This window comes from Vibrio hyugaensis, assembly GCF_002906655.1.
GTDB lineage: Bacteria > Pseudomonadota > Gammaproteobacteria > Enterobacterales > Vibrionaceae > Vibrio > Vibrio hyugaensis.
This window is the reverse complement of sequence record NZ_CP025795.1, coordinates 499464-523304: the sequence shown is the minus strand read 5'-3', so window position 1 is coordinate 523304 and position 23841 is coordinate 499464. Positions and strand designations below refer to the sequence as shown.

The 23841-nt window shown below is 45.3% G+C and carries 22 protein-coding genes and 1 pseudogene; 13 read left to right on the top strand and 10 right to left on the bottom strand.

Annotated elements, in window-relative coordinates:
* Nucleotides 1-20: 20 nt before the first annotated feature.
* Nucleotides 21-494, bottom strand: a complete 474-nt coding sequence (locus tag C1S74_RS19605; RefSeq protein WP_045397089.1) for an ASCH domain-containing protein — start codon at nucleotides 492-494, stop codon at nucleotides 21-23.
* 195 nt (nucleotides 495-689) lie between these two features.
* Here C1S74_RS19605 and C1S74_RS19600 point away from each other — a divergent pair, with 195 nt between their 5' ends.
* The gene (locus C1S74_RS19600) at nucleotides 690-1538 is read left to right on the top strand and encodes a tetratricopeptide repeat protein (RefSeq protein WP_045397088.1); all 849 of its coding nucleotides are present in this window, start codon (nucleotides 690-692) and stop codon (nucleotides 1536-1538) included.
* A gap of 40 nt (nucleotides 1539-1578) precedes the next feature.
* On the opposite strand, the gene soxR is transcribed toward C1S74_RS19600, so the two are convergent.
* Nucleotides 1579-2016, bottom strand: coding sequence for a redox-sensitive transcriptional activator SoxR (gene soxR, locus C1S74_RS19595; RefSeq protein WP_038864987.1), 438 nt, complete (start codon nucleotides 2014-2016; stop codon nucleotides 1579-1581).
* Between the two features lie 235 nt (nucleotides 2017-2251).
* Between soxR and C1S74_RS19590 the strand changes: the two genes are divergently transcribed.
* The 4 genes from C1S74_RS19590 (at nucleotide 2252) to fusA (ending at nucleotide 7620) form a co-directional block, all read left to right on the top strand.
* The gene (locus tag C1S74_RS19590) at nucleotides 2252-3136 is read left to right on the top strand and encodes a LysR family transcriptional regulator (RefSeq protein WP_045397086.1); all 885 of its coding nucleotides are present in this window, start codon (nucleotides 2252-2254) and stop codon (nucleotides 3134-3136) included.
* Nucleotides 3137-3286: 150 nt separating this feature from the next.
* Complete coding sequence (gene dgcN, locus C1S74_RS19585) at nucleotides 3287-4291, top strand: N-acetyltransferase DgcN (protein ID WP_045397084.1); 1005 nt, start codon at nucleotides 3287-3289, stop codon at nucleotides 4289-4291.
* A 14-nt stretch (nucleotides 4292-4305) separates the two neighbouring features.
* A complete protein-coding gene (dgcA, locus tag C1S74_RS19580; protein ID WP_045397083.1) occupies nucleotides 4306-5292 on the top strand; it encodes an N-acetyl-D-Glu racemase DgcA in 987 nt (328 codons plus the stop codon).
* Between the two features lie 309 nt (nucleotides 5293-5601).
* On the top strand, nucleotides 5602-7620 hold the full coding sequence (gene fusA / locus C1S74_RS19570) for an elongation factor G (protein ID WP_045397081.1): 2019 nt from the start codon (nucleotides 5602-5604) through the stop codon (nucleotides 7618-7620).
* 67 nt (nucleotides 7621-7687) lie between these two features.
* On the opposite strand, the gene C1S74_RS19565 is transcribed toward fusA, so the two are convergent.
* Complete coding sequence (locus tag C1S74_RS19565) at nucleotides 7688-7882, bottom strand: hypothetical protein (RefSeq protein WP_045397079.1); 195 nt, start codon at nucleotides 7880-7882, stop codon at nucleotides 7688-7690.
* Nucleotides 7883-8217: 335 nt separating this feature from the next.
* On the opposite strand from C1S74_RS19565, the gene C1S74_RS19560 reads away from it, so the two are divergent.
* Nucleotides 8218-11232: an EAL domain-containing protein gene (locus C1S74_RS19560; RefSeq protein WP_082038992.1), complete on the top strand. Its 3015-nt coding sequence runs from the start codon at nucleotides 8218-8220 to the stop codon at nucleotides 11230-11232.
* Between the two features lie 59 nt (nucleotides 11233-11291).
* On the opposite strand, the gene C1S74_RS19555 is transcribed toward C1S74_RS19560, so the two are convergent.
* The 4 genes from C1S74_RS19555 to C1S74_RS19540 form a co-directional block, all read right to left on the bottom strand.
* The gene (locus C1S74_RS19555; protein WP_045397078.1) at nucleotides 11292-11906 is read right to left on the bottom strand and encodes a sugar O-acetyltransferase; all 615 of its coding nucleotides are present in this window, start codon (nucleotides 11904-11906) and stop codon (nucleotides 11292-11294) included.
* A 132-nt stretch (nucleotides 11907-12038) separates the two neighbouring features.
* Nucleotides 12039-12248, bottom strand: coding sequence for a (Na+)-NQR maturation NqrM (gene nqrM, locus C1S74_RS19550; protein ID WP_045397075.1), 210 nt, complete (start codon nucleotides 12246-12248; stop codon nucleotides 12039-12041).
* On the bottom strand, nucleotides 12248-12745 hold the full coding sequence (locus C1S74_RS19545; protein ID WP_045397073.1) for a NifB/NifX family molybdenum-iron cluster-binding protein: 498 nt from the start codon (nucleotides 12743-12745) through the stop codon (nucleotides 12248-12250). The genes nqrM and C1S74_RS19545 overlap by 1 nt, the downstream gene beginning before the upstream one ends.
* Nucleotides 12742-13032, bottom strand: a complete 291-nt coding sequence (locus C1S74_RS19540; protein WP_045397070.1) for a DUF134 domain-containing protein — start codon at nucleotides 13030-13032, stop codon at nucleotides 12742-12744. Before C1S74_RS19540 ends, C1S74_RS19545 begins: the two co-directional genes overlap by 4 nt.
* A gap of 341 nt (nucleotides 13033-13373) precedes the next feature.
* Between C1S74_RS19540 and C1S74_RS19535 the strand changes: the two genes are divergently transcribed.
* The 3 genes from C1S74_RS19535 (at nucleotide 13374) to C1S74_RS19525 (ending at nucleotide 16588) form a co-directional block, all read left to right on the top strand.
* Nucleotides 13374-14366: an ABC transporter substrate-binding protein gene (locus C1S74_RS19535; RefSeq protein WP_045397067.1), complete on the top strand. Its 993-nt coding sequence runs from the start codon at nucleotides 13374-13376 to the stop codon at nucleotides 14364-14366.
* 88 nt (nucleotides 14367-14454) lie between these two features.
* Nucleotides 14455-15354 (top strand): ABC transporter permease, encoded by a 900-nt coding sequence (locus tag C1S74_RS19530; RefSeq protein WP_045397065.1) that lies wholly within the window; start codon nucleotides 14455-14457, stop codon nucleotides 15352-15354.
* Nucleotides 15347-16588, top strand: a complete 1242-nt coding sequence (locus C1S74_RS19525) for a quaternary amine ABC transporter ATP-binding protein (RefSeq protein WP_045397062.1) — start codon at nucleotides 15347-15349, stop codon at nucleotides 16586-16588. Before C1S74_RS19530 ends, C1S74_RS19525 begins: the two co-directional genes overlap by 8 nt.
* A gap of 76 nt (nucleotides 16589-16664) precedes the next feature.
* Here C1S74_RS19525 and C1S74_RS19520 read toward each other — a convergent pair whose 3' ends face one another.
* A complete protein-coding gene (locus tag C1S74_RS19520) occupies nucleotides 16665-16901 on the bottom strand; it encodes a hypothetical protein (RefSeq protein WP_039975557.1) in 237 nt (78 codons plus the stop codon).
* A gap of 198 nt (nucleotides 16902-17099) precedes the next feature.
* Here C1S74_RS19520 and C1S74_RS19515 point away from each other — a divergent pair, with 198 nt between their 5' ends.
* Both C1S74_RS19515 and C1S74_RS19510 read left to right on the top strand, forming a co-directional pair.
* Nucleotides 17100-17609, top strand: coding sequence for a copper resistance protein NlpE (locus C1S74_RS19515; RefSeq protein ID WP_045397059.1), 510 nt, complete (start codon nucleotides 17100-17102; stop codon nucleotides 17607-17609).
* A gap of 193 nt (nucleotides 17610-17802) precedes the next feature.
* On the top strand, nucleotides 17803-18615 hold the full coding sequence (locus C1S74_RS19510) for a 5'-methylthioadenosine/S-adenosylhomocysteine nucleosidase (RefSeq protein WP_045397057.1): 813 nt from the start codon (nucleotides 17803-17805) through the stop codon (nucleotides 18613-18615).
* A gap of 47 nt (nucleotides 18616-18662) precedes the next feature.
* Here the strand turns inward: C1S74_RS19510 and C1S74_RS19505 are convergent.
* Nucleotides 18663-19548, bottom strand: a pseudogene (locus C1S74_RS19505) (LysR family transcriptional regulator).
* Nucleotides 19549-19642: 94 nt separating this feature from the next.
* Here C1S74_RS19505 and C1S74_RS19500 point away from each other — a divergent pair.
* The gene (locus C1S74_RS19500; RefSeq protein ID WP_045397055.1) at nucleotides 19643-20575 is read left to right on the top strand and encodes a DMT family transporter; all 933 of its coding nucleotides are present in this window, start codon (nucleotides 19643-19645) and stop codon (nucleotides 20573-20575) included.
* Between the two features lie 47 nt (nucleotides 20576-20622).
* On the opposite strand, the gene C1S74_RS19495 is transcribed toward C1S74_RS19500, so the two are convergent.
* Nucleotides 20623-22308, bottom strand: a complete 1686-nt coding sequence (locus C1S74_RS19495; protein WP_045397053.1) for a hypothetical protein — start codon at nucleotides 22306-22308, stop codon at nucleotides 20623-20625.
* Nucleotides 22309-22641: 333 nt separating this feature from the next.
* On the opposite strand from C1S74_RS19495, the gene C1S74_RS19485 reads away from it, so the two are divergent.
* Complete coding sequence (locus tag C1S74_RS19485; protein ID WP_045397050.1) at nucleotides 22642-23733, top strand: transporter substrate-binding domain-containing protein; 1092 nt, start codon at nucleotides 22642-22644, stop codon at nucleotides 23731-23733.
* The last annotated feature ends 108 nt before the right edge of the window (nucleotides 23734-23841 follow it).

Sequence of the window (23841 nt, the reverse complement as noted above, 5' to 3'; positions counted from 1 at the left end):
GCCAAGCCTTTTTTGTTTGGTTACTTGGATATAGGATAAACCACTCTAAAACGCTCAAGCACCAACAAACGTTGTTCATGCCAATCGATGCCAAGTTCCTCACATTCCACTTTAAAGAATTTAGTGTGCGCTTCTCGCCACCCAGCTATCGTGCGATCACCTTCCCCTTCAGCTTGGGCAAACTCTTCACTAACGTCCGAATATCGGCAGGTACTGACGTCTGTGATTTGAATAATACAAACAGGTTCGCCGTCCCAATTGGTCACCACTTGTAAGTGCCCAACCTGAGGCATCACTTCTCCGTGTTCGCTGTACCAGAGTTCCATACTGCAAGAGGCCGTTTTCTGGCCGATTCTAACCAGCTCAGCACAAGTATTGGCGTTGTACTCGTCAGCACAATAATAATCAGCGCTTACTGAGGGAATCGCTGCTTGCTCTTGTTGAGAGAGCGTTTCCATATATGGGGTGAGATAAGCTTGTGCGTTAGCGTCCATACTTCTGTTCCTTGGTTCTGCTTTTCCATCGCTTTACTAACCGGAAAGAGTATCCATTCATGATCAAAAGAACAAGATATGAGCCCATCAGAACGCTTTATAAAACAAGCATTTTTCATCTGATTTTTGCTAAACCTTGTCTGTATTTGCTATGGTTTCAGAGATCCATCCATTCTCGACGCAAAAGGACGTTCTATGCGCTTATTCATCGGCATCTTCTTCGCTGCTCTCCTCTCTTTCCCAACTCTTGCATCAGAAGAAAAATACTCAGAGTCCGAGATGCTAGACAGACCATTGATGGAACGCTACATCCTCGATGAACTGAAATCACTGCGTCAGGAACAACAAGATCTGGAGCGACGAATGATCGTCGAAATCACCGATCGCGAACTGACTGTCGCGGACAAATCGTTGAACTACGCCAACGTAACGGTCACCTACTTCTTCTACATCATTGCTGGAGTCGCTTCTTTGATCGCCTTTGTTGGTTGGCAATCTCTTCGCGAATTTAAGAACAACACCACAGAAATGGCGGACAAACGCCTCGAAAAAATTGCTCAAGAATATGAGAAGAAGTTTGTTGCACTCGAACGCGATTTAAAACGCAAAACGCGTATCATCAGTGAAAACAACAAAGAGATTGAGAAAATCAACGAAATCCACAACTTATGGTTGCGTGCACAGAGCTCACAAACGCCTGAGCAGCGTATCGATATTTACGATGAGATCTTACTAGTTCGACCTGGAGATTTAGAAGCACTAACATACAAAGCAGACGCAGCAATGGAAATCAAAGAGTACCACTGGGCATTGAGCCTTTGTAACCGCGTACTTGAAGTCGATGACACCAACGGCCCAGCGTTGTATCAACGTGCTTGTGCTTACTCTCGCTTAGGGATAGAAGAACAAGCGATTGAAGATCTTGAACGTGCGATAGACACCAGCCCATCAATTCGAGACCTGCTAGCGGAAGAGCAAGACCTTGAACTTCTTCATGGCCATGAACGATTCGAGCGCTTGCTGTACTCAGCCGCAGAACAATAATCCACATTCAAATCTTAAAGTATGCAGATGGAGAAGGCGTTCAACCTTCTTCATCTAGCGTCAAATTCGACCCTGCATGATCTTTCCCTAATACGTCTTCCGGGTTTCTTAATGCACAAGTTTCTAATGACAAACAACCACAGCCAATGCAGCTACCTAAGTCACTTTGCAACGCCTTGAGTTTCTGAATTTTCTGCTCTAGTTGCTCATGCCAATGGCTTGCCATGGTTTCCCATTGAACTTTGTTCGGTGCTTGGTGCTTAGGTAATTCTTCAAGTGCTTGCTTTATCTCTTCTAATGACAAGCCCACCTGCTGCGCGGCTTTAATGACCGCTACACGACGTAGCACACTGCGATGATAACGACGTTGATTTCCTTGATTCCGCCAACTTGAAATTAACCCCTTTTGCTCGTAAAAGTGCAATGCAGATACCTTAACGCCAGAACGCTTTGCCACTTCACCAACACTGATTTCCATCTCTTCATCCTTTTTCTAAAAGCACTTTACCTCAAGTATGCTTGAGGTTCTAAAGTTACACCACGTTAACATATTCAAGCAGACAAAAACGAAGAAAATACAATCATTTCAATGATGTTTGGCGCGATATAATTTCCTCTCACAAACCAGAACCGCACATCCATATAGAGATGCAATCCTTAATGAAGTAAATTAGAGATTCTCATCTTGCTCAATAAACGCAAAGGAAAGCGCAGTGAACTTAAGACAACTGGAAGTCTTCTATGCCATCATGCAAACCGGAACAGTCTCTGGCGCTGCACGTTTGTTACATGTCTCTCAACCAAACGTCACTCGGGTGCTTGCACATACGGAACAACAACTTAGCTTTGCTTTATTCGAACGCATCAAAGGTCGCTTAGTGCCAACGCAAGAAGCCAAAGCACTGTTACCAGAAGCAGAGAAGGTCTATCAGCAACTCGGCCAATTTCGCTCGCTCACCAATAAGGTGAAACAAGGCACTCAACACTTGAGAATTGGAGCTCCACCCGTATTGGCTTCCCAATTGCTTGCTCCAACCGTTGCCACTCTTTCCAAGCAACAAGGTATCTCGTTTGAACTACTAACGGCAAACCGTGATGAGCTATGTTCAGGCTTGCTTAAGCACGAATTGGATGTGGCGATTGCCTTTGGCGAAGAAGCCCCTCCCGCGATTTTGAGTGAGGTTTTACTTAAGCAACAACTTGTTCTAATTGCACCAAAAGAAGCGCTCAATTCGGACAACGACACCATTTCGTTTGATGATTTGATTCAGCACGAATTGCCAATCATCGGCTTGGACAGTCGTGACCCGCTTGGTTTATTGCTGCACCAAACCTTAACCGCTCGCGACGAACACTACCACCATCCAATTACGGTGCGCAGTTACGCTGCTGCGGCAGAGTTAGTCAAACACCACGCGGGTTTCGCCATTGTTGATCCTTGGACCGCAAAACAATATCAGTATGATGAGGCAGTCAGCGTGCGCTCACTCTCTCCTACATTGTCGTTTTCAGTGTCTATCTTATTTGCCGAACACACCCCACAGTCCATTTCTACCAAGCTATTTATTGATTCCGTAAAGCAATTGGTGAATCAGTAAGTTAGCGCTTACCTTAATCCATAACTTCAAGTTATAGGCGTACAACAAATAGGCATTCGGCTTCCCTCTTCAAACTGGCTACATTGTTTGAAACGCCATTACTTGAAAACGTATTGTTTGAAAACATATTGAATGACAGAGGGAACCATCATGCAAATCGCTCAACCTTACTTACTATTTCTCGGCGACGTCACCGACCCACTCGCCGCAAAAACCGCGCGAGGCATTCATCAATGGCGTCCTGAAATTTGCTTAGGGCAACTTCGCCTTACGTCAGAAACCGTCTCCCTAGATTTAACGGATATGACGCTGCAACAGGCACAGCAGCAAGGCGCAAAAACGCTTGTCATCGGTACCGCAAACCCTGGTGGTGTTATTCCTGAATCATGGCAGGCGACGTTACTAGAAGCGGCGGAAATGGGGTTTGAAATTGCCTCAGGTATGCACCAACGTCTTTCTGAATTTGCGCCTTTGAATGACTTACAACAACGCGGTTTAACCAAGTTGCACGATGTACGCCATTACGATGAACCGCTGAAAGTGGGCAATGGTAAAGCGCGCTCGGGTAAACGCTTACTAACGGTTGGCACCGACTGCTCGGTTGGAAAAATGTTCTCAGCCCTCGCGATTGAGAAAGCCTTACAGCAATCTGGTTGTAAAGCTGAGTTCAAGGCTACAGGTCAAACCGGAATCCTTGTCGCAGGCAGCGGTATCTCTATTGATGCGGTCGTTGCGGACTTTATCTCCGGTGCAGTAGAAGCCATCAGCCCAGAGTTTACCGACCACGATTGGGATATCATTGAAGGTCAAGGCTCATTGTTCAACCCTTCATTTGCAGGGGTGAGTTTAGGCTTGCTTCACGGTGCTCAAGCAGACGCTTTGGTCCTGTGCCATGAGATTGGTCGCCCACACATTCGTAATCTCCCGCATGCAAAATTACCAAGCATCGAACAAACCATTGAAGCCAATTTGCAAGCTGCACGTTTAACAAACCCTGACACACAACTTGTGGGAATCTGCTTGAATACTTCTGCGGTGAGTGAACAAGAGGCCGCACAGCTTTGCCAAGATTGGAGTAAGCAATACCATGTACCAGTGACTGATCCTGTGCGATTTGGTGTAGCAGAAATAGCCCAAAAAATTATTGCGATTTAAGGATTGTAGACGCGATGAATATTCATGTAGAACCGGTCACCATTGCGATGGCGACGCCTTTTCGGATCTCTCGTGGGAGTCGAACCGAATGCCACGTGGTGCGAGTAACAATAGAGCAAAGTGGCGTGAGTGCCCAAGGAGAATGCACGCCATACCCTCGCTATGGCGAATCCGTTGAATCTGTCATAACAACTATCTCTCAAGCGGCCCATGAGCTTAAAGGGTTATTTAATAAAGGCGAGACAAATCTTGTTTCTCTACGAGAGAAGCTACAAGCTATTTTACCTGCGGGCGCCGCGCGCAATGCAATAGACTGTGCGATGTGGAACTTGCAAGCTAAGCTAAGGGGCAAGCAACATTCCCAAGACCTATTTGAACTGCCAACATCAATTGTCACTGCGATGACTGTGTCGATTAACACGCCAGAAGCAATGGCAAACCAGACTCGTAACTACATCGAACAAGGCGCAAAACTACTTAAAGTGAAGCTCGATGGCGAACAAGTGATTGAGCGTGTACGCGCTGTTCGTGAAGCGGCAGGCGATGCGATGATAGTGCTGGATGCGAACGAAGCTTGGCAAGATCTCGATTTAGAAGCGACCTTCGCCGCACTGGCTCCGCTCAATATCACCATGATTGAGCAGCCATTGCCATCGAACAACGACAGCAAACTGAAAGACATTCCACATCCAATCCCACTTTGTGCTGACGAGAGTTGCCATACGCGTCAACAATTGCATAAGTTAGTGGGGAAATACGAAATGGTGAACATCAAGCTCGATAAAACGGGCGGCTTAACCGAAGCCCTGTTGCTGGCAGAAGAAGCTAAGCGACTTAAGTTTGCGCTTATGTCAGGCTGTATGCTCGGCACATCACTGGCGATGCGTGCCGCACTGCCTATCGCGGTGCAATCAAAAGTGGTCGACTTAGATGGTCCAGTTTTACTGGGTCAGGATGTTGAGCCTGCTTTGGTATATCGAGAAGGTGAAATCATTCTGTAAAGAATCGGCGATGGCTCCGTCACCGATTTCATGACCTAGATTAAAAAACAATCACCACCAGCATGAAATAAGTCACATAAATTACATGGTTATTACGGCATGCTAATACCGTAGTAACCTCTAATGCGCTTTTCAGCAAGGTGGTGGTTGTATGTATAGAGTCATCCGAAAAATGACATGGAAGACGAAAAGGCGGTAAACCCGCCCTACTCCAATGCAGTTCGTGACCTGAATTCAGGTTTGCTTTGGAACCGTTGATTTGCCAACGAAGGCTTATTCGGTTTCGCGCGTCATTTGCAAGGAGGCTCTATGCCTATCAATAAGATCCGCAACGTCGCTTTTGTCGGTCAAACGGGTACCGGCAAAACCACTCTGATAGAAAAACTGCTCTACACCTGCCAAGCCACCAATCATTTAGGGTGCGTGGAAAAAGGTGATACCGTCACCGACTTTGACCCTCAATCCATTCAATATCAACACAGTATCGAAGCCACCCCCGTCGCCCTTTGTTGGAACAAACATCGCCTTAACCTCATCGACACTCCGGGACAGAACGAATTACTCGGACGCACGCTCAGCGTGTTCCCTGCCGTAGAAACTTCAGCGTTGATCATCGACCCTCAAATGCCCATCAACCAAACTGCTGATCGCTTATTTGCCTTCGCGAAACAGCAACAAAAATGCCAGATGATCATCATCAACAAGCTAGACAATCACGGTAATAAGCTTGAAGCCGTGATGGAAAACATCATTGAGCATTTTGGCGATAACTGTTTACCAATCAACTTACCTTCAGCCAATGCCAAATCCGTGGTCGACTGTTATTTTGAGCCAGAATTAGAACGTGACACTTTGCTTTCACGAGTTGAAGACGCTCACGAAACTTTGATTGATCAGGTTATTGAGGTCGATGAAGCCTTGATGGAGCTCTATCTCGAACAAGGCTCAGAACTGACAGCAGAACAACTGCACGACCCATTTGAGGAAGCGTTAAGAACAGGCCACGTCATCCCAATTTGTTTTGTTTCTTCTGAAACGGGCGCAGGCGTCGAACTGCTCTTAAGAACGTTGGCAGAAATCATGCCGATGCCAAATGAAGGTAACCCGCCACTGCTTGAAAAAAATGGCAAAAAGGTCAAAGTAAATTGTGAAGCACTCGAACGCAGTGTCGCGCATGTATACAAAATCAGCGTCGATCCTTACATGGGTAAGTTAGCCTATTTGCGCGTCTATCAAGGCGAAATAAATGCTGGTTCTCAACTCTACATAGGCGAAAGCAACAAAGCCTTTAAAGTCGGACACCTATACCAATTGCAAGGCAAAGACCGCAGTGAAATCCCTAAAGCGTTGGCAGGTGATTTCTGTGTGTTAGCCAAAGTGGATGAGCTTGAGTTTGATGCCATTGTGCATGACTCCCATGAAGAAGATGGCGTACAACTTAAAACACTTAACTTCCCTGATTCCATGTACTCACTGTGTCTCAAACCGATCAAACGAGGCGATGAGCAAAAGCTCAGTGATGTGCTTAATAAAATCGCCAGTGAAGATCCATCGCTTAGAATTGAACATCGCGCACGCACCAACGAGACCATCATCAGTGGACAGGGTGAATTCCACCTCAAAGTGGCATTAGAGAAAATGTCCAATGTCTACAAACTGGAGGTTGAAACCAGCCAACCAAGTGTCGAGTATTTTGAGACCATTACTAAGCCTGCTGAAGGGCATTACCGCCATAAGAAACAAAGTGGCGGCGCTGGTCAGTTTGGTGAAGTGCAGTTGAAAGTGCGTCCCCTAGAACGGGGAACTGGCTTTAAGTTCGTCAATAAAGTCGTCGGCGGCGCGATTCCAACCTCACTTATCCCTGCGGTAGAAAAAGGCATTGTACAAGCCCTTGAAGAAGGGGCAATTTCTGGCAACCCAATCAAAGATGTCGAGGTAACGGTTTACGATGGTAAATACCACTCGGTTGATTCAAAAGAGATCGCCTTTGTGATCGCGGGTAAGAAAGCCTTTTTAGATGCCATCAATAATGCTGGACCAATTGTCTTGGAACCGATTATTCAGATGGAACTGCATATTCCGACATCGAATGTCGGTGATGTGTCTGGCGATCTTTCAGGGAACCGAGGCTTAATTGAGGGTACCGAGCCTATTGATGCCAACTTCACCATGCTAAGAGCAAAATCTCCGGTTAACGAACTGCAAGATTATGCGCGACGATTACGCTCAATAACGGGTGGTGAAGGCAGCTTCAATATGACGCTAAGCCATTACGAACCAGCACCGCCAGCCATACAAAAACAAGTGTGCGACGAAGCAACGCAGTAAAGCTAAGTTAACACCGGTTTCAACAAAAACGCCCTCAATCTAGAGGGCGTTCTCATTATCAATCAAATTACTTATCAAGTGACAAACCTATCTGGCTGAGCTTGCTTTCAAACGCTTCCACACTTTCGGCCTGATAAGTTGGAGAACCGTTAAAGTAGCGAGGTTTCTCTGGCAACATCGCGTTTTTCAACTCTTTTTCCTGATCGACATTGTCATGATAAACCGTTATGCGATTTGGAATATCCTGTTTCATTACAGCCATTTTGGTTCTCCTTTATTAAGACGAACTTAAAGCGTAGATGCGAACAAAAAATGCGCAAAAAATAGCGTGCAAAAATTAGATCTTCTAGACAATTTATTTGTGAATGCTCGGTGATTTTATAAACCAAATGTGAGTGGTATTTTGACGCTACGCCAGTGAAATGACAGTGATTTCATCCGTTCCCCTACCAAATGTGCGCCTATTATCATTTCCAATATTTACGTCTTTTTTTTGAGATTTTAGTCAGTAATGTTGTGTTGCAGACAGCCTCACATTGAAGAACATCCAGAGGCGGTACTTTTTCTTTATGAGCTTTACTCTAATTACTGATTCAAATGACTAGACGAGTTTTAGATAGACGACCAACCATTGGTATCATTCTGCCAATGTTGAGCGGTTTTTATATGGGAGAGCTTAACGCCACGTTGCGCCAAATGGCCAAACAGCATGGGGTTAATTTGATTTTTATTCGAAGCGGGCATCGCCGAGATTTCGATTTACCCGTCGCACTGAATCATCTTGATGCTTTGATGGTGGTGCTGCACTCCGCCGCAGATCACTTGGTTCAGACGGCGCTAAACAAGGGCATTCCAGTACTCTCTTTAGGTGCAAGCTATGCGCCGTTAGACGTAGAACAGTTTATTAGCGTTCAAAGTGATGGTGTCAAAGCGCTTTACCATTGGTTGTCTGAGCAAGGCCATCAACGTATTGGCTTTTGTGGTGACCTATCTGTAAACGACGTTCGTGCTCGCTTCAAAGCTTTCCAACACGCAACCAGCGAACATCATGGTGCCTTTAACCCTGATGATTTTTTCTGTGTCAGTAACTGTTCCTTAGCTGGAGGACGAGAAGCAGCTGTCGAGTTTGTCCAACGTGACTCACAATGTACAGCGGTTATTTGTGCTACTGACCACAATGCGATTGGCATGATAGAGCAACTCAAACATTTACAAATCAATGTTCCAGATAAAGTCGCGGTCGTGGGAATCGATAATGTATTCTTCGGCCTACAAACTCAGCCCCCGTTAACAACAGCCGATCAGCAATTGGAAGTTCTGGCACATAACGCCTTTGAACGCGCACTTGAGAGAATCAACGGTGCCCCCTTCTCCAGCCACATCAACCAAGTACCACAGAAACTCGTGATTCGACAATCTTGCGGTAATCGTAATCCAATTTATGAATCAGCAGAGTGCCCGAACTCTATTCGCCACGCGCTGCTAAATGTGGCAGGTCGTTCGCCCACTGAGATTTTCGAAAACTTCTACTCTCAAGCCCAAAATGGCTTCAACTCGATCCTTGATGCGCAAAGCCTTTACGGCAACAATCTCGATTGGGCTTGCCTCGCCCAATGCAACCGAGAGCAATATCTGGTAGAAAGCTGGGTAGAGCAAGGCATGACCCAACCAACGACTCTGCCGAAGCAAAGTACTGCAAGCGATGACATCCGAGACTTCCCATTTCTAGAAGGATGTGAACATTTTGTTGCGACGGTCATGCCCGTTGCTACCGGTCAAAAGAATCAATGGCAACTAGTAGCCGTAGTCGATTCATTGAACGACCCACAAAACATTGGCACTCAGTCCGTTTTCAACAACTACCTCGATATGTTGTCTTTGTTCATCGAACGCGACGCCTTGCTCAATACCAGCACCTTGCGTCAGAAAAACTCACAGCAGTTGCTGCAACAACTCAAAGTGGTATCGAATAGCTCAAATGATGGTATCTGGGACTGGGATTTAACCAGTAATAAACTACGTTGGAACAGTCGTTTGGTGAACATGCTCGGCAATGAAAGCATCTCCCATAAACGTTCCATCGATTGCGACCATCTATTCCAATTTATTCACCCTGAAGACATCGACCAATTGGAAGAACACATCCAAGCACATTTGGTTGATAGAGTGCCGTTCAAAACTGAATTCCGCATTCGCAAACACGATAGTAGTTACATCTGGGTACAAGCCAATGGCTCTGCTGTGCGCAATGCACAAGGTCATGCGGTGCGCTTTATCGGCTCAATGACCGATGTGACCGAGCAAAGAGAAAGTGCAGCGAAAATTCATCATATGGCGTATTTCGATTCTTTGACAGGCGTGGCTAACCGCCGCAAGATCATGGAAGACATTGTTGAGCATATTGATACCAATCCAGATAAGCCAAGTGCAATTATGTTGATGGATCTCAACCGATTTAAAATGATCAACGACTCCTTCGGACATCACGTCGGTGATGCCTTGCTATGCCATATCACCAAGGAACTTGAGGACGTGTTACTCGAACCACATACCATCGCTCGCTTAGGTGGTGACGAGTTCTTATTTTTCTGCCAAGTCAGTAATGCTGCGCAAGCAAGTCAAATTGCCAGCATGATTTTACGCACCATCGAAAAGCCGATGATTCATGAAGAAATGGAATTGGTCAGCCAAGGCAGTTTGGGGATCTCTTTCTATCCATTCGATGGCAATAGCCCAGAAGAGTTGGTTAAAAAAGCCGACATCGCCATGTATCAAGCCAAGCAATTAGGTGGTCGCAAAGTGGTGCATTACAACAACACTATGGAAGCTACCACACAAAGCTTGATGAAGTTTGAACATCACCTAAATCGAGCCCTCGAACAAAGCGAAATTGATGTGTTCTATCAACCACAGTTGTGCCACAAAACGCAGCGTGTGATTGCGGTTGAAGCATTAGCTCGCTGGCAGTCTGAGGCGCTCGGTTTTGTGCCTCCAAGCCAGTTTATTCAAGTCGCTGAAAATGCAGGCATGATCACGCGATTGGGTGAATACATCCTTAATCGAGTCTGCCGTGACGTTCAGCAATCTGCTTGGCTGCAATCAATGAGCCACATTTCGGTTAACATCAGCGCAAAACAACTTGTTCAGCCTTACTTCGCTGACGAGGTCATTCAGACCATCCTCAATTACCGTCTGCCGTTGTCATTGTTCTGCATCGAGATCACCGAAACCGCTGCCATTAGTGATTACGACTTGTGTGTGAAGTCGCTTGAGAAGCTAAAAAAAGCAGGCATTACCATCTCTTTGGATGACTTTGGAACGGGGTTCTCCTCGTTATCATTGCTGAAAAAGCTCCCGTTAAGTGAAATAAAAATAGACCGGACTTTTATTGCAGACATCATCAAAGACCAATCCAACTTAGACTTTGTATCAACCATGATTTTAATGGGTAGGAGCCTTGGGTATCGCATCGTTGCAGAAGGGGTCGAAACCGCAGACCATGTCTCTAGCTTGAGTGGTCTTGGTGTCGATTTATTACAAGGTTATTACTTCAGTAGACCTATGCCTATTGAGCAGTTAGAGCAGCAATACACACCACTCAATGTGATTTGATAAGAGCAAAATAGACAAGGCGAGCAAAGTCGCTCGCCTTGTCCTTCATTCAATCTATTTTAATCTAGCTTAATTTCCATCAATGGTCGCCACATCTCGATAATCTCTTCCTCGGATGGCATTTCGCTCTGCTCGATGGTCTTTACTACACGGCATGGGTTCCCAACCGCGACACTGTCGGCGGGAATGTCTTTGGTAACCACACTACCAGCACCAATAATTGTTCTATCGCCAATCGTCACACCGTCCAGAATGATGACACCTGCGCCAATCCAAACACTGTCACCGATGGTAATTGGGTTGCCCGTTGCTATCGGACGAACGCGTTCTGCCAGTTCAAACGGATGTCCCGCCGTGCTGATCACCACATTCGGGCCAATTTGCACATACTCACCAATATGAACAGGTGCAAGATCGAGAATGGTGACGCCAGCATTCAAAAAGCCACCTTGGGTAAAGTGGATGTTCTTACCCATGTCACAATAAAAAGGTGGCACAATATTCACGCCGTTCGCACTGCCAAGGAGCGACTCGATGATCTCGGCTTTCTTCAAATGCTCGGAAGGTCGTGCGTGATTAAAGTCATACAGCTTCTCCTTCACTTCGGTTTGAAACTCAAACAGCTCAGGAGTAATAGGAATATGCACAGAAAAATCAGCCAGTTTGCTACTCATCGACAACCTCTAAATAACCCAGAATACATCGATAAATAATCGTAAACTCAGCCACTTAACCGCCAACTTTTAGTATCACTTCGATAGGTATTTGCGAGCAACAGCGCATTTTGACGTTGGCAATTGGAGGCACTACCTATTCACTTTCGAGTTTGGTTCTTGGATCTGATAAAGGCGGCGTTCGTTCTCCGTACAACTCGTCTCGCAGTTACACACTTTATCAACGCCTACGTTGTTCAAGCCACCGCAACTGCCTTGAATGCGCTTGTTGTGAAAGATCACGCCCAGTGACATCAACAAAATGATGGCTAAGAACCCAAGAAAAGTGAACAACCAAACCATTACTTCACCTCTTTGACGTAAGAAGAAACCAATGCTTTTAGTTTAGTCGGGCGAAGTGTCATGAGTGTATTTTTTGATTGGGATTGGGGGTTGAGCGATAGCTGTGGCGCTTTTTTGCTGCCGCAACCACCACAGCCACCTTTTTTGGCGTGATTGGTTGAAGGACGACCTTGCGTTGCAACCGTTAATGGCGAGCGCGGCACGCCCATCACATCGTCCAATGAACTACGCGTCGATAGCTTGAAGACTTGCTTACCACTGCTCAGAAGCTTGCCAAGCGCACGCTCCCCGATGTTGCGAACCAAAACCGCATCCACCTTGTACTCTTGCAAGGACTGAATAAGTTGCGATTTCGCTTTGCAGCCAGCTTGAGGCATAGCGGCAATATTAGCGAGGTTCTTCAACAATCCTTCCGTGTCGGAATAAATCGCGATGTATGGGGCTTTAACAAAGTGATTGGCGACGCGTTCGCCGTCGTTCGGAATGGCGTAAATCATGAGTTTGACTCCTGGTCAGGAAAAACAAGTGCATGACCCTCTACTAGGCTCTTCGCGACTTTAAAACGCGCGCTTTTCACCATATTACCAAAGGTCTGGCGAGAGACTCCCATTTGGTCGGCGGCTTGCTGTTGGCTCAATCCTTCCAGATCTGCCAATCGCAACGCCTCTAGTTCTTCTGGCAATATGTTGACTTTTTCTAGCTCATAAAACGGCACGCCATTGGGCTTAAAGCAATGGTGCGCTGCACTTCCGCATATGCGTCTTTCTATTTTTGGTCTCGCCATCACAACCTCTCTACAAAACGCCTTCACCTTACGCCCATTTGTGGCATATGCCAATTACAGTTTTTAGCATATGCCAATATCTTAGTTTGCAAAAATCGAGTTCAAAGCGAAATATTCGTTAGACATCTAATAATAATGCAACAAAACATACAAACCACCATACGATTCATTGACATGAGTCGATAAAAAACCTCTCATTTGTGAGCCTATTTTCATCAAACATTCACTATCACTTTCACGCTTGTTAACAAATAAAGCTATAATTCATCTAACACATTAGTTTGAACACTAATGATTAATTCGTTACCCTAAGTGAGCTATTTAGAGAAAGGAAACTCAATATGACGTACAAAACTCCCTTACTACTAGCGATTGGTGCGCTAGCGGCGACCAACGCAAACGCAAGTGAGTGTGGAACGGTTACCATTGCAGATATGAACTGGAACTCTGCAACACTGATTGCCAATGTGGACCGTTTTATTCTTGAGCACGGCTACGGCTGTGATGCCGAACTCATCCCCGGCGATACCATGCCGACCGGCACCTCAATGATTGAAAAAGGCCAACCAGACGTCGCTCCAGAACTTTGGAGTAACAGTCTGAAAGATGCATTAGACAAAGGCGTTGAAGAAAAACGCCTTCGCTATGCGGGCAAAGCGCTGGTCGACGGCGGTGAAGAAGGATTCTGGATCCCTGCCTACCTTGTTAAACAATACCCTGAAATGAAAACCATCGAAGGCGTGAAGAAGCACGCTAAGCTGTTCTCTCACCCAGAAGATAAAAGCAAGTCCGCATTCTACAGCTGTCCTGCGGGCTGGAACTGCCAGATTAGTGCGGGTAACTTGTACAAAGCAATGGACCTAGCAAGCGCTGGTTTTGATATTATCGACCCAGGCTCGAGTGCAGGTTTATCCGGCTCTATCGCAAAAGCTTACGAACGTGAGCAAGCATGGTTTGGTTACTACTGGGCCCCGACAGCTGTGTTAGGTAAATACGACATGGTGAAAGTCGATTTCGGTAGCGGCGTGGATTTGGAAGAGTTTGTGAACTGTACAACTCAACCTGAATGTGACGCACCAAAAGCAACCATGTACCCACCTTCACCAGTTCATACGATCACCACTGAAAAGTTTGCTTCTCGCTCTCCAGCCGCTTATGACTACTTCTCTAAGCGCGGCTTTACTAATGCAAACATGAACCAACTATTGGCTTGGATGGAAGACAACCAAGCTGACGGCGAAGAAACGATGTTCCATTTCCTAGAAAACTACCCACAAATCTGGACCGCTTGGGTGCCTCAAGACGTAGCTAAAAAAGTGCAAAGCGCACTGTAAGACTTAGACGTTTCGTAAACGGTATAGGAATACCAAATTTGTTGTATGCCGAGGCTCAATCGAGCCTCGGTAAGAAAAGGAATTAAACATGTCTGACTCGAATTGGCTGAGCGAATTTCCAGAAATGGATCGCTCCGATCTTAGAACCATCCGAAAAACACTTGATGGCGCATACCGCGACTTCTCTCGTGAATATGGCGACCTTATTGAATCCTTCTTCGACCCACTGCTCTCATTTCTCGTTTGGTTCGAAAAACTCCTCATTTCTACACCATGGATGATCATTCTTGGTGTGTGTACCGCATTGGTTTATGCCGCAAGCCGATCGTGGAAATTGGCTGTCGCGTGTTTCGTGTCATTAATCCTGATTGGGTACTTTGGCATGTGGGAAGACACGATGCGGACGCTCAGTATAATCACGGTGTGTACCATGCTCGCCATTGCGCTCGGCATTCCGATTGGTATTGCCATGGCACGCTCCAATCGCGTGCAATCCGTCGTGACACCACTGCTCGACGTGATGCAAACCATGCCCGCGTTCGTCTATCTGATTCCGGTCGTTATGCTCCTTGGTATAGGTAAGATCCCAGGTTTGATTGCTGTTGTGATCTACGCGATTCCACCAGTCATTCGTTTAACCAACTTAGGCATTCGACTCGTAGATAAGGAAGTTCTTGAAGCCGCCACCGCCTTTGGTGCAAGTAACAAGCAACGCTTAGTCGGCGTACAATTACCTTTGGCAATGCCAACCATTATGGCTGGTATCAACCAAACCATCATGATGGCACTTTCTATGGTTGTTATCGCTTCTATGATTGGCGTTAAAGGCTTAGGTCAGCCAGTATTAAAATCAATCACCAACCAGTATTTCACCCTTGGTCTGCTTAACGGCCTAGCAATTGTGGCACTGGCGATTCTGTTTGACCGAGCGTCGCAAGCTTACGCGAAGCGAACCCAAGCACACTTAGGAGATCTGAAACATGACTAAGCCACTTATTGAAATTAGCGGGCTGTATAAGATCTTCGGACCAAAGCCAAAAACAGTGATTGAGCGAGTAAAACAAGGCCAGAGCAAAGACCAAATTCTGGCTGATACGGGCCATACCGTTGGTTTAAAAGACATCAATCTACAAATCAAGAAAGGCGAAATTTTTGTCATCATGGGTCTATCTGGCTCTGGTAAATCGACAATGATTCGCCACTTCAACCGCTTGATTGACCCAACGATGGGGCAGATTTTGGTCGAAGGTGTTGATGTGATGAAACTATCACCAAAAGAGTTGGAAGAATTTCGTCGTCACAAAATGTCGATGGTATTTCAACGCTTTGGGCTGCTCCCTCACCGCACTGTCGTAGACAACGTTGCTTATGGCCTTGAAATTCAAGGCTTCAAGAAAGATGAGCGCCTTGCAAAAGCGAACGAGTGGTTAGAAACCGTTGGTTTAAAAGGCTACGAGAACCAATATCCAGCCCAGCTTTCTGGTGGTCAGCAACAACGTGTGGGGCTAGCGCGCGCATTAGCAACCGATGCAGAGATCCTATTGATGGACGAAGCTTTCTCCGCTCTCGACCCTTTGATCCGAAGTGAAATGCAAGATCAGCTTATCGAACTGCAAGAGAAACTGCACAAAACCATCATCTTCATTACTCATGATTTGGACGAAGCACTTCGTTTAGGCGATCGCATTGCGATCTTGAAGGACGGCGAGTTAGTACAGCAAGGTTCTCCAGACGAAATTCTGCTTCAACCTGCTGATGAGTATGTAGAGGCGTTTGTTAAAGACGTGAACCGTGCCCGCGCGCTCACAGTTGAAACCGTAATGCAGCCACCAGCGTACCGCATTGCAGCAACAACTATCGAGGAAGCGCTCATCGAAATGAAGCGTGTGAAGCAAGATTATGCCTACCACGTGACCGACGAAGGCTATCAAGGTGTTGTCACCAAAGAAAGTTTATTGGACGCAGCGAAGACTGACGGTGCGCAAGAGTTGGATGACGAGATTTACGAGGAAGTACCTGTTGTCTCTCCAGACACGGTTATTGAACAAGTTCTGCCTGATACCATGTCATGCGATTACTCACTCCCAGTTGTTGATGACGAAGGTAACCTGCAAGGTGAGCTAGAACGCAGCGCCGTAGCAGAGATCTTCACTGATGCTTCAGAAGAGGAAGCACCATCAAAGGAGGTCAAAACCCCTCCGCCAATGGATAAGGCGTCCTAATAGGTTAAAGGCTCATCATCTGATGAGCCTTTTCTATTTTTCTAGCTATCTCTGTCTTGTTACCTACTGGCTCTCATTAAGAATGCAACCATATAAGTAAGGCAAAAACCAACAGACACAACACAATACCAAACAGAAGAACGCGCCCTTTCATCTCTGGTGATACCGGTCGATGAGGCCGTTTACCTAGCGTCAGAATATACAATCCCGCATACCCAATACGATAAACAACGCTATTTAAAATGAGTTCAAACATGAGCCAACGAATAAGCGAACCCAATACTCGGGCAGTTCCTATAAGTAATTCTTCCATTTTTACTTCCCTGTCTTTCTATTTGCAAATCACTGACGTTAAAGAGTTTTTCTAACAAAGACAGATCAATGGTTTGCTTTCTTCTGACGCAGGTGTAGGAAACGAGTCTATTATTAAGACCATATACCCAAGTGACCTTAGCATACATGCTTCGAGATCATTTCGGTATATCAACTTGTTGATTAAAAGAGGAATAAAATGAAAAAGACACTATTAGCACTCACCAGTGCCGTATTTATTTTAGCCGGTTGTCAGGACGAGAGACCAGCAGAGACAACCACAGTTGACGTTCCTCAGGCGACAGAAGTTGAAAGTACGGTTGATGCAACTCCTATTGAAGAAGAGCAAGTGATCACGACTGATACGTTTGTCGATTCTGGCCACAATGCGCAAAATGCACTGGATTGGAACGGCATATACAAAGGCAAGCTTCCATGTGCAGATTGTGCAGGAGTCGACACAACGCTAACACTGAATGAAGACGGCACTTACTCATTGGTAGAGCTGTATGAGGGTAAAGAAGGTGAACCAATCAAATCTGAAGGTAAGTTCACTTGGAACGAGTCTGGCAATACCATTACTTTGGTCGACGAGTCAGGTCCAAACCAGTATTTCGTTGGTGAAAACATGCTAATGAAGCTGGATATGAATGGCGAAAAAGCAACAGGCGAGCTAGCGTCATTCTACAACCTAAGCAAAATGCCTTAGCGCTAATTCATCATTCAATTTAGTCCTGATAGAACATAAATCCGAGCTTCCCCCGCTCGGATTTTTTATTTCTCGTTATTTAGAATGAAAATCAAAAAAAATCATCCATTAAGAAAATTAACAAATTCATCAATTGACGCAAACGTTTGCTATTGATAGATTGCGCCATCTTTTCCTTTTGTAAATATGTCGTATGCAAATTCTTAAACGTTTCGCCACACTGGTTCCTGCCGTGCTTTCATTTTCTGTTTTCGCTCAAACTCAACCAATCCTTGTTCAAGGTGCAATGGATATTGAAACCAGCACGCTTGTAGAAGCCCTAGATGACGCAAAAGAAACCACCGTTGGTTCTTGGACTTTCTGGCAAGGTGAAATCGACGGCTACCCAGTCGTGGTATCTCGTACCGAAGTTGGCTTGGCCAATGCAGCCGCTTCTACCACGATTGCAATTGAACACTTCAATCCTAAATACATCATCAACCAAGGAACATCTGGCGGTCACGATCCTGAGCTATACCGTGGTGATATTGTCGTGGGTGAAGCCAGCTTCAACATGGGCTCTTACAAGTCTGAGTTTACTGAAAAAGGCAAAGGCATCGACCCAACGAAGTGGCAGAACTTCGACGTAACCATGCGTTTACGTGAAGACGGTGAGTTTGTTGAACATAAACAGTTCAAAGCGGATCCGGCATTGGTTGAAACTGCTCTTTCTTTGTCTGAAGAATACAAAAAAGGCAAAGTTGTAAAAGGCTTGATTGGTTCAGCGGACGAGTGGAACCGCGAAGTAGACCGCATCAACTGGTTCCATGAAACGTACGGTACATCTGTTGAAGAGATGGAAACCTCATCAGCGGCTTTGGTTGCTCAAGCTTACCAAGTGCCATTTGTTGGGATTCGCATCTTGTCGAATACTGACCAGCACAAACAAGACTTTGACCCGCAAACCGCTGTCGATTGTCAGCTATACACGATTGATGTGATTAAAGTGCTGATCAAAAAGCAATAGTCGCTTTTTTGAATCGCAAAGGGAGGCACAACGCCTCCCTTTCCTATTTATAGGCACTGCTGCTTGAGCCAGTTTGTCAGTTTTATAATTTCGGTCTGACGGGCTCGGCTCTTTTTGTGCACAAAGTAAAAGCTATCTCCCGTCTCCAAACCGTGCGAAGGGATATAAACCAAATCTTGAGCCTTATCCCGTTCATTCAACATGAAGTCATTGGCAAACGTAATGCCCTGATCGTAACGAGCAGCTTCAATTGCTAAAAGCATGTGACTGAAGTGCTGCATGTCGATGTTCTTTGGAAGCTCATAACCACCCACGCTGCACCACTCTGCCCAATCTTTACCACGCTCACGATAGATGGAGTCAGTAGAAAGAATCGGATAGTTCCAAAGTGCATCCGGCAACGGTTGGTCCTGAATTTCCTTCCAAAGATTTAAACTACATACAGGATACAACGTCTCATCATACAAACGTACCGCCATGTAATTGCGTTTTGGTTTTTGAACCGTGATAAAGCAGTCACCCACGCTGTCCGTTTGCTCGGGGTCTCCGGCGACCATATTGAGTGTGAGATCAATTTCTGGGTGCTGACGCTTAAAGTCTGCCAGACGTGGTATCAACCACTTCACCGCCAAAGAACTGTAAATCGCCAAGCGTAAACTGCCCTTTTCTCCTTCACGTACCTTTTGGCTCGCTATCGCGATGGCACTAATTGCCGGGCTGATATCTTCGAGGTAACGAAAACCAGTATCTGAGAGCGACAGCTTACGACCTTGGCGAATAAACAAGGCTTCGCCAAGATAGTCTTCTAAGTATACGAATCTGGTGACTCACTGCACTCTGTGTCACATTGAGCTCTTCTGCAGCAAGGGAGAAGCTCAAATTACGCGCCACGGATTCGAAACAGTGGACCGCTCTAAGAGGTGGCAATTTCATCATCTAAAAATCTCATACTTAAACTAATAAATATCATTTCACTTCATACTATGACATCCCCTACTCTTTGGCAAAGAAACAGGAGAGGAATAACGTGAAAGTCACATCTGTCGGCGCAGCCATGCTGCTATTAATTGTTGGTAACCTAATTGCGGTGCTCTCAGACGCTTTGATCAAAAGTGTCGGTAACGAGGTGCCAGTTTTTCAGTTTGTGTTTTACCGACAACTTTCTGCCGTCATGATGCTGCTGCCTATTTACCTTTTCACTAAACAAGCCCCATTGATGGAAGGCTTTAAATGGCATGCGGTTCGCGCTCACGTTTGGTTGACGGGTGCTATTTTTATGGTCTTCGCGATCTCTTCGATGCCGCTCGCGACCGCCAATGCGATCTTCTATGCTGCGCCGCTTATCATGTTGCCACTTGCCGCGTTCTTTTTTGGTGAAAAGCTCTCTGCTCAGTCTATCGCCGCTGCCGTCATGGGCTTTGCTGGCGTAATCGTAATTATTCGTCCTGATCAAATTGATTGGGCGGCATTATCAGCATTAGCGGTCGCGGTAACACTTGCCATCAACAACTTGCTGATCCGTAAGCTGCCGAAAAATCAATCCGTGGTACACACGCTGTTGATGACCAACCTTACCGGCATTCCGGTTTCTCTGTTACTTGTATTTATTGAAGGTGAAGCATGGGATTGGAGCTCATTCCCGGTAGCGATTGGCTCTAGCTTGTTCATTATGATTTATGCTGCAACTTGTGTGCTGGCTTACCGTTCTATTGATAGCAACAAAATTGCCAGCGCCGAGTACAGTGGTTTAATTGGCGCAGTATTCGTTGGTTTAATTGGCGCAGTATTCGTTGGTTTAATCTGGTTTGGTGAAGTGCCAGATATCTTTATGGCAATTGGCACCCTCATGATTGTCGTCCCACTGATTTGGCTATCCAAACGTGAACGCCGCAAACAAAAACAAGCGCAAGCCGCGAAAGCACTTGAAGAGCAAAATCACCATCAAGCGCCTGTAACGTAATCAAACATGAAAAGGGACGTATCCACGTCCCTTCTGCTTATTTGTTTCTACTTGATGGTATTGATAGTGATGGCACTCTGTTTTAGCGCTTTGAAACCATCACTATGTTTAATTTCGTCCAACGTCGCAGCCACATTAAACTGACCTACAATCTGCTTGGCGGCTTCAAAAGGCGTAATTCCTTTTTCTAGCTGATTGATATCGTACCCTGCAGCTTTCAACGCATAAATGGCTGCAGCTCCACTTGGGTAAAAATACCCCCAACCAAATTGTGATTCCACGCTTTCACGATTTTGGTATTTGGTGGTAAACGCATACGGCTCTACAAACTTAAGTTCAGAGAAGTTTGGTAATGCATTTCTCAATGCCATCACTTCCACATACCAAGCGCTGCCTTCAAATAACTCCTGCCCCAAGCCCATGTTCTTCGCATATTGTTTATTGCTAGAATCGATACGGATCTGCTCTTGAGTCAGCGCGATATACTGTTTTAACATCGACTTTGCTTCATCTTGAGTCATTACTTTAGGTAACGACTTGAATAGATCGAGCACAACCAGCTTATAAGTAATCTGCTCAACGTTGACCGGATAACCATTCAACTCATTAAAGTAGTTTGCAGGATCTTTAAAGTACGCAAGTTGATAGTCATGAAACATTTCGTGCACGGCCAAAGCTATCGTATTACGCTGATGCTCTTTGTTTAGGTAGGTATCCGATGGTTTATATACTTGAAGGTAGTATTTTCCTCCATTAAACGCATATTGTCTTTCGTAGGCACCATTGCCCTTGTTGATCGCATCATGAAAGGTATGCATGTTTGGTTCATATTTATAGATATCCAACGCACCGCTTTCATTAACCCCGAGTTTTTGAGCATCCTCTGGAACTTTATGAGGGTTGATAAGATACGCCGTTACAGGCGTACTGCTTTTCTCATCCAAACGGAGCATGTAAGCAGGCGCTTTAGCTAAGTAATCACCATAGCTCCCCCAAATGGACTGAAACTTTAGTGCATTCAACGAAGCATTGAACTGCTCAAACAACTTGTTATCAATACCGTTCGCTAATGCCGTATCTCCCGAAGCAGATACAATGTCTCCCAGTCCATACTTTTTGATTTCCTGTTCACTCATATTGTGAATGCTTTCAGCTGGTGCGGCTTTGATCGTAAAATAATAGAATCCTTCTGGATAGGGCAACCCCATCTTTTGGTAGTAATCGATGTAGGGTTGGTGATGCTGATGACCAACAGGGAAATCAGTCGCGACTTGCTCACCCGCCGCCCAAGAGTGAACACCAATCGTGGCACCACTTTCTATGGTTCGTTTGGCACCTGCGAGAAACAAATCCGTGCCACCTGATGCGATTTGGCCATCAGAAGCAATGTACGAGTCCAACTGTTTTGCCCGTACTTTATAAGCAAGTTGGAGATTTGCTTCATCATCAACAGAACCATCAATACTAATGAACTTGAGCTGTTTAATATTGCTGTGTTTTGTCATCATTTGCTCAAACGCTTTTGGTGAACCCTGACAGATAACGCCCCTCAGTTCAGCAACATCACCTTTCACCACAAATGACAAACTTGGCTCTTGTGTTGAAAGCTGATCACCACATTGAGAAGTGAATACATTTGATTTGTTACTCGTCGTAGAACTGTCGCCCTTTCCTTCCGTTCCACAACCCGCCAATACGAAAGCAATACTCATGGTTAATATTTGCTTGTTCATTCCTTTCCTCAATAAAACGCCGTTCAATATTTGAAAGTATGATAAACAAAATAACCTCGCTTTCTGCTGATTCTTACGTGCGCTTACACACGCTTAAGAAACCACCGATAACAGGACTTTTGTAAGCAAGCGAGACAAATCTATGTATGTTAGTAAGTAGGGAGATAAGGTACTGAAGGCATCAACTGCTATAGTTAAAACAGTAAATAATAAAACTGAGGCAGTACTGAATTCGTCATCATTTCCATTAAATTCTGATCGTTTTTGCATTTGTAGAGTGAACCATCGATCTAGATACAATTCATTCACTGCCTCTTCTTTGAGGGCCTGTGCATGCAAAATGGTTTCCAAACGACTTTGCGATACTTTGTCGCTACAACACTTTTGTTCTTCGTATTATTCAGTTCTTTTTCTCATTCTAACCCGTTAAAAGTCGGTACGTATCCATGTCCACCTTTTGTGATTGGCTCGGTCGATACCGAGTTGAATGGTTTAAGTGTCGAACTTTGGGAGTTAATCGCGAAAGAGATGAATGTTGAATTTACCTTTGAGAATCACCCGTTAAATGACTTGCTCAACGCTATTGAAACCGAACAAATCGACGTTGGTGTTTCTTGTATATCCATCACACCGGAACGCGAGTTATTCGCTGATTTTTCTCATTCTTTTTATGAAACCCACCTCGCAATCGCAGTAAAAAGCCAAGGCTATTTTCACACTCTCAAATCGATATTTTTAAACCCAGCCCTGTGGTTAATTGTTGGAGCCATTATTCTTATCGCAGGGATCATCGGTGCCTTTTTCTACGTGTTGGAAAAAGGAAATAATGAGAAACTCTACTCAATGAAAAGTCGAGTGGGGCGCTGGATAGAGAGCTTTATTCTCGGCTTACTCTTTATCACTCGTGGTCCGTTTAATTACTTTGAATTTAAGAGCTTAACTGGACGAATCGTTACGGTGTTCATTGGTGTGTTTAGCATGCTTTTCATCGCCAGCATTACTGCTATTCTGGCCAGCAAACTCACGCTCAGCCAAGGTTCATCGCAAATCAAAGGCATCAATGATCTCGCCAATGTTGAAGTCGGCACCAAAACCGCCACCACCTCTTCATTGCTACTAACAAGCTTTGGTATTCGACACAAAGACTATTCAGACATGACGGAACTTTTAGCGGCACTAGACAAAGGCGAGATAGAGGCCATTGTAGCTGATGACGTGGTTCTGAAATACATGATTGGCAATGGCAGATTATCTGGGGAGTTTGAGGCTTTAGAAGTACTGCCATATCAGTTAGAAAAACAAAACTACGGGTTTATCATTACCGAAAACAACGGTTATGAAGAAGAGATTAACCGAGCGCTGCTTCAAATTCGTGAATCAAGAAAGTGGCGCAAAACACTCGTCGATTATTTTGCTGATAAGTAATGCTGAGATCATCCCAAAATGGATAGCTATTCAAAAGTGGATCGTTAAGAAAGTAAAAAGCCCTTTAATCCGGAGACTAAAGGGCTTTTACGTTCAACTAAGTTGGCA

What these genes read in the sequence shown, in the direction of transcription:
- C1S74_RS19605 (WP_045397089.1), bottom strand. Translation starts at nt 494, where the DNA reads ATGGACGCTAACGCACAAGCTTATCTCACCCCATATATGGAAACGCTC.
- C1S74_RS19600 (WP_045397088.1), top strand. Translation starts at nt 690, where the DNA reads ATGCGCTTATTCATCGGCATCTTCTTCGCTGCTCTCCTCTCTTTCCCA.
- soxR (WP_038864987.1), bottom strand. Translation starts at nt 2,016, where the DNA reads ATGGAAATCAGTGTTGGTGAAGTGGCAAAGCGTTCTGGCGTTAAGGTA.
- dgcN (WP_045397084.1), top strand. Translation starts at nt 3,287, where the DNA reads ATGCAAATCGCTCAACCTTACTTACTATTTCTCGGCGACGTCACCGAC.
- dgcA (WP_045397083.1), top strand. Translation starts at nt 4,306, where the DNA reads ATGAATATTCATGTAGAACCGGTCACCATTGCGATGGCGACGCCTTTT.
- fusA (WP_045397081.1), top strand. Translation starts at nt 5,602, where the DNA reads ATGCCTATCAATAAGATCCGCAACGTCGCTTTTGTCGGTCAAACGGGT.
- C1S74_RS19565 (WP_045397079.1), bottom strand. Translation starts at nt 7,882, where the DNA reads ATGGCTGTAATGAAACAGGATATTCCAAATCGCATAACGGTTTATCAT.
- C1S74_RS19560 (WP_082038992.1), top strand. Translation starts at nt 8,218, where the DNA reads ATGACTAGACGAGTTTTAGATAGACGACCAACCATTGGTATCATTCTG.
- C1S74_RS19555 (WP_045397078.1), bottom strand. Translation starts at nt 11,906, where the DNA reads ATGAGTAGCAAACTGGCTGATTTTTCTGTGCATATTCCTATTACTCCT.
- nqrM (WP_045397075.1), bottom strand. Translation starts at nt 12,248, where the DNA reads ATGGTTTGGTTGTTCACTTTTCTTGGGTTCTTAGCCATCATTTTGTTG.
- C1S74_RS19545 (WP_045397073.1), bottom strand. Translation starts at nt 12,745, where the DNA reads ATGATTTACGCCATTCCGAACGACGGCGAACGCGTCGCCAATCACTTT.
- C1S74_RS19540 (WP_045397070.1), bottom strand. Translation starts at nt 13,032, where the DNA reads ATGGCGAGACCAAAAATAGAAAGACGCATATGCGGAAGTGCAGCGCAC.
- C1S74_RS19535 (WP_045397067.1), top strand. Translation starts at nt 13,374, where the DNA reads ATGACGTACAAAACTCCCTTACTACTAGCGATTGGTGCGCTAGCGGCG.
- C1S74_RS19530 (WP_045397065.1), top strand. Translation starts at nt 14,455, where the DNA reads ATGTCTGACTCGAATTGGCTGAGCGAATTTCCAGAAATGGATCGCTCC.
- C1S74_RS19525 (WP_045397062.1), top strand. Translation starts at nt 15,347, where the DNA reads ATGACTAAGCCACTTATTGAAATTAGCGGGCTGTATAAGATCTTCGGA.
- C1S74_RS19520 (WP_039975557.1), bottom strand. Translation starts at nt 16,901, where the DNA reads ATGGAAGAATTACTTATAGGAACTGCCCGAGTATTGGGTTCGCTTATT.
- C1S74_RS19515 (WP_045397059.1), top strand. Translation starts at nt 17,100, where the DNA reads ATGAAAAAGACACTATTAGCACTCACCAGTGCCGTATTTATTTTAGCC.
- C1S74_RS19510 (WP_045397057.1), top strand. Translation starts at nt 17,803, where the DNA reads ATGCAAATTCTTAAACGTTTCGCCACACTGGTTCCTGCCGTGCTTTCA.
- C1S74_RS19495 (WP_045397053.1), bottom strand. Translation starts at nt 22,308, where the DNA reads ATGAACAAGCAAATATTAACCATGAGTATTGCTTTCGTATTGGCGGGT.
- C1S74_RS19485 (WP_045397050.1), top strand. Translation starts at nt 22,642, where the DNA reads ATGCAAAATGGTTTCCAAACGACTTTGCGATACTTTGTCGCTACAACA.